The organism is Romboutsia sp., from assembly GCF_035470145.1.
Lineage (GTDB): Bacteria > Bacillota > Clostridia > Peptostreptococcales > Peptostreptococcaceae > Romboutsia_D.
In genome coordinates, this window is record NZ_DATIRC010000322.1 from 1 (window position 1) to 5,222 (window position 5,222).

Below are 5,222 nucleotides of genomic sequence, written 5' to 3' on the forward strand. Positions count from 1 at the left end.
TTTGATTTAAAATGATTTTATTAATTATTGATACCAAAAATTATATATGATATTATTAAATAGAGGAAAACGATTTCAGATAAGCATATCAACAGACATTTCAAAATACATCATAACTAAAGAATTTAAAAATACTTAACCAAAATGGGGGTCTTTATTATGAGTAAAAAGTATATAGCAGAGCCATTCAAAATCAAAATGGTAGAACCAATGAAAATGACAACTGTAGAAGAAAGAGAAGAAAAAATTAAAAATGCTAATTATAACTTATTTTCACTACAGGCGGATGATGTATATATAGATTTGCTTACAGATAGTGGAACAGGTGCAATGAGTTCTAAACAATGGGCAGCTGTAATGCTTGGAGATGAGTCATATTCAGGGGCTAACAGTTATTTTAACTTAGTAGAATCTGCGCAAGATATATTTGGATATAAATACATACAACCGGTTCACCAAGGAAGAGCTGCTGAGAAGGTAGTTATGCCATTATTAGTTGAGTCTGGAAAATATGCTATATCTAACATGCACTTTGATACAACAAGAGCACATGTAGAACTTACTGGAGCTAAAGCTATAGACTGTGTAGTGGAAGAAGCTTTGGATACTGTAACATATGCTCCTTTCAAAGGTAATATGGATGTTGAGAGAATGGAAAAGCTTATAAATGAATTTGGTGCAGAAAATGTTGGGGCTATAATAATGACAGTAACTAACAATACTGCTGGTGGTCAGCCTGTATCAATGGAAAATATGAGAGAAACTTATAAAGTAGCTAAAAAATATAATATACCTGTAGTTATAGATAGTGCTAGATATGCTGAAAATGCTTATTTTATAAAAACTCGTGAAGAAGGCTATGAAGATAAAACTATAAAAGAAATAGTTAGAGAAATGTTTAGCTATGGAGATATGCTTACAATGAGTTCTAAAAAAGATGCTATTGTAAATATAGGTGGACTTATAGGAGTAAGAGATGATGAAGAATTATATAATAATATAAAAGCTCGTACAATTGCTTTTGAAGGGTTTGTATCTTATGGAGGGCTTGCAGGACGTGATTTAGAAGCTTTAGCAGTTGGGCTTCAAGAAGGTGTAGATTTTGATTATTTAAAATACCGTATAGGTCAAATGGAATATATAGCAGCTCGCTTAGATGAAGCTGGTATAACTTACCAAAATCCTGTTGGAGGACATGCGGTGTTTGTAGATGCTAAAAAAATTCTTCCTCACATACCTTATTACCAATACCCAGCACAAGCTTTAGCTATAGAGCTTTATAAAGAAGCTGGAATAAGAAGTTGTGATATAGGTTCATATATGCTAGATAATGACCCTGTTACAGGGCAGCAACGTCAAGCTGAACTTGAGTTTACAAGACTTGCTATACCAAGAAGAGTATATACTCAAGCTCACTTAGATGTTGTTGTGGATGCAATAATAGCTATAAAAGAAAGAGCATCAGAAGTACATGGATACGAAATAACTTGGCAACCAAAAGTATTACGTCACTTCACAGCAAAACTTGCCCCAGTAAAAGTAGAAGAAACTATAGAAGCTTAATTTAATTTAAAATAACAAGTATAGCAAATCGTGTAGAAGTTGTATCTTAGGCGATTTGCTATATTTTTAAAATTTATTAGTAAACTATTCTTAATTTTAAATTCCTAAAAGTATAAACAATTAAACAGTTACATATATTTTTCACATAAATAAAATTAAACCATTATCGATAAAGCAACAAGGTAGAAAATAGTCAAAGGTTATAACAAAATTTTATTAAAAGAGGTGGGTATATGTCAAATGGTGGAAATGAAAAAAAGACACAGCAAGATAATCGTGACACTTTTAGTTCAAAGTTAGGATTTATACTTGCATGTATAGGTTCAGCAGTAGGTATGGGTAATATATGGATGTTCCCTTATAGAACAGGACAGTTTGGGGGAGCTGCATTTTTAATACCATATCTATTATTTGTAATAATACTTGGATACACTGGTCTTATAGGAGAATTTGCATTTGGTAGAATGACACAAACTGGTCCGATTGGCTCTTTTGAAAAAGCAATGAAATCAAAAGGCAAAAAAGGAGGAGCATTAATAGGAATTGTACCTGTACTAGGAGCATTTGGGATAGCTACAGGATATGCAGTAGTTGTTGGATGGTTTATAAGATTTTTATTTGGTTCTTTATCAGGAGCTATGCTTGGTGCGGCTGATCCAGGTGCATACTTTGGAGAAATAGCAGGTGCGTATGGAAGCATAGGATGGCATTTTGCTGGTATAGCTTTAACGGCAGTTATATTAATACTAGGGGTGGCAAATGGAATTGAAAAAGTAAATAAAGTTATGATGCCAATATTCTTTGTATTATTTTTAGTAATACTTGTAAGAGTTATAACACTTCCAGGAGCTATGGAAGGTGTAAAATATATGTTAGTGCCTAAGTGGGAGTTTATGTCTCAACCAAAAACTTGGATTTATGCTCTAGGGCAAGCTTTCTTTTCTTTATCTTTAGCAGGTTCTGGTATGGTTGTCTATGGAAGTTATTTAAAAAGGGATATAGATATACCGAGTTGTGCTAAAAATACAGCTTTTTTTGATACAGTGGCTGCATTAATAGCAGGGCTTGTTATTATACCGGCTGTATTTGCTTTTGGGCTAGATCCAGCAGCAGGACCTCCGTTAATATTTATAACATTACCTATGGTGTTTAGACAAATGCCAGCAGGTGAATTATTTGCTATATTATTTTTCACATCTGTTTTATTTGCAGCAATAACATCTCTTATGAATTTATTAGAAGTGCCAATAGAAGCGTTACAAAATAGATTAAATGTAAAGAGAATACCAGCTGTTTTAGCTGTATGTACAGTAGCATTTGCTATAGGTATATTTATAGAAAGTGGAGATTTATTAGGTAAATGGATGGACTTCTTGTCAATTTACGTTATTCCACTAGGTGCATTACTTGCAGGAATAATGTTCTTCTGGGTAATAGGTGTTAAGGTAGCTAGAAGTGAAGTGGAAACAGGAGCAAGTAAACCACTTGGAAAATGGTTTGAGCCAATGACTAAATATGTATTCGTTATGTTAACATTTATAGTTGTAATAGGTGGTATACTGTTAGGTGGAATTGGATAATAGATAAAAAATAACGGGTGTTTTGAGAAGGATATATATAAGCTTAGTTTGAAGCTTTTATATATCCTTTATTATATCTTCAAGATTTGGATACATATTTAAAAGTTCCTCTCTCTTAAATAATTCAAAATCATTAAAAAATTAATAACAATTTCATTGGCAAATTTTCATTGAAAAAATCGGTTGTAAAAATTATAAAATATGTAATGGCATAATAAAAAGATACGCATACTTATATTAGAAAATAAAAACAAATATTTAAATGAATTATAGACCACATGGATTATATGTAGTTTATACACGATGTGTTAAAAGGAGATTTTATTGTGAATATTTATCAAGAAATATGGAATAGTGATCTCAAAAATTCAGGTATAAAGCCTTTGATTGAAGGTCTTAGCGACAATCAAAAAAATGAAGAGATAGGGTATATAATAGTAGATTTAAAACCAAAACCAGAAAAGGTACAGGGGTCAAATAGAAAGGAAATTACTATTTTTAAGGAATGCTATATACCACAAATAGAAAAAAAAGAAAATCCTAATAGTTATGAATTATTTAAGAAGTTATTAGATAACTATATTTTAAATAAATATAAAGAAGAAAGAACTACTATAGAACAAATAAAAGAAAAAGATGAATTATTAGATTATGTCATTGAATCAGATGTTATGAAGCTTGCAAAGCAGTATTTAGATAAAAAATTAGATCAAAGTTGTACAGAAGAAGAATGGAAACAACTCCAAAACAATATATGGTTTAATCATAATGACAATAAAGATGCATGTTCAGGTTTTGAACATATTTTTATAGGTGAACAAGGCGATGGAATTGGAAAAAGTAAAAAAAAGTTTAAATTAGGAGGTAATCATTTTTGGTATCATTATCTTTTATATGATGGGAATTATGATAAATATCATATAGAAGATACGATTATCTGTTTTAGATATACAGAAGTTCAAATGTCAGAAGTATCAGAGCTAGCTGAAGTTATAGCTATAGAATATCAATATATTGCTAAAGATTCTCAGAATCGACGAGGTGTAAAATTATATAAATCGAGTGGTGGTTTTTTTATAGGAATAAGTGTAGAAGGATTAATGGCTATTACAACAGTAGCTATCATAGATAGCATAATTAATTACAGTGAAAATATAAAAATAACTATAAATAATGAGATATATAATCTAGTGATTATACTTGCTGAGGACAGTGATTTTAATGATGATTTATTAGAGAGATTAAAAAGTGTAAAGCTAAAAACTTCTTATCCTAAAATTATAAATTAAATTAGTTTGAGTCTGACTTAATTATAAAGAAGCCATAGATTACTCTATGACTTTTTTATGTGTACTATTGGGACTGGTTTTACGACTCTTTTACATATGCTTTTACTATCTCTCCGTAGTACAATACATGATAGTTTCCATCGCCATATGCCTTATCTTTGATTTCTTGACATATTGCATTTTCATCCATTGGCTGTTTGTAAACTATTTTACACTCTATATGAAGATCACATTCATCAATAACAGGAGATTTGACAACTTCTCCTTCTTTTAATGTTAGATTGCATTCTTCAAACTTATCCATGTCTCTACCTGATTTAGTTCCACATATACCCAATTCTTGTTTTAGCTGACCATTTAAAGGGAAGCTAACAGTGAAATCTTCTGCATTTTCTATAAGATCATAAGTATATCTTGAATATCTAACCATTGCAGTAAATACTGGCTTATACCACATAAAGCCTAAGGAACCCCAAGCAATTGTCATCGTGTTAACTTTATCTCCTGCCTTAACTGTTAAAAATGCTCCCTTTTGAAGTTGATCTAAAAGTTCTTTTGAAAGTTCTGTGAAATTTATTTCTTTGTACATATTAATCTCTCCTTTTTATATCTAAATTATATTTCTATTATATTTAAATTGCATTACTAACATTCATTTTATACTAACCAATAAATTAAATATAAATATTTTTCATTTAAATCCTTAAAAAAGTATAAAAATTTAGTAGTATACGGAAGGAAACTTATATAAAGCAACTTTGACTTAGGTAGATTTTTTACTTATAAATGT

Annotated in this window: 4 protein-coding genes; 3 read left to right on the top strand and 1 reads right to left on the bottom strand. The window is 30.4% G+C overall.

Annotated elements, in window-relative coordinates:
* Window positions 1–159 precede the first annotated feature (159 nt).
* From VLM92_RS13030 to VLM92_RS13040, 3 genes are all read left to right on the top strand, one after another.
* The gene (locus VLM92_RS13030) at window positions 160–1,563 is read left to right on the top strand and encodes a tryptophanase (protein ID WP_325276767.1); all 1,404 of its coding nucleotides are present in this window, start codon (window positions 160–162) and stop codon (window positions 1,561–1,563) included.
* A gap of 233 nt (window positions 1,564–1,796) precedes the next feature.
* Complete coding sequence (locus VLM92_RS13035) at window positions 1,797–3,143, top strand: sodium-dependent transporter (protein WP_325276768.1); 1,347 nt, start codon at window positions 1,797–1,799, stop codon at window positions 3,141–3,143.
* 326 nt (window positions 3,144–3,469) lie between these two features.
* The gene (locus tag VLM92_RS13040; RefSeq protein WP_325276769.1) at window positions 3,470–4,432 is read left to right on the top strand and encodes a hypothetical protein; all 963 of its coding nucleotides are present in this window, start codon (window positions 3,470–3,472) and stop codon (window positions 4,430–4,432) included.
* Window positions 4,433–4,511: 79 nt separating this feature from the next.
* On the opposite strand, the gene VLM92_RS13045 is transcribed toward VLM92_RS13040, so the two are convergent.
* Entirely contained in the window at window positions 4,512–5,021 is a 510-nt protein-coding gene (locus VLM92_RS13045; RefSeq protein WP_325276770.1) for a flavin reductase family protein, read from the bottom strand.
* Window positions 5,022–5,222: the final 201 nt, after the last annotated feature.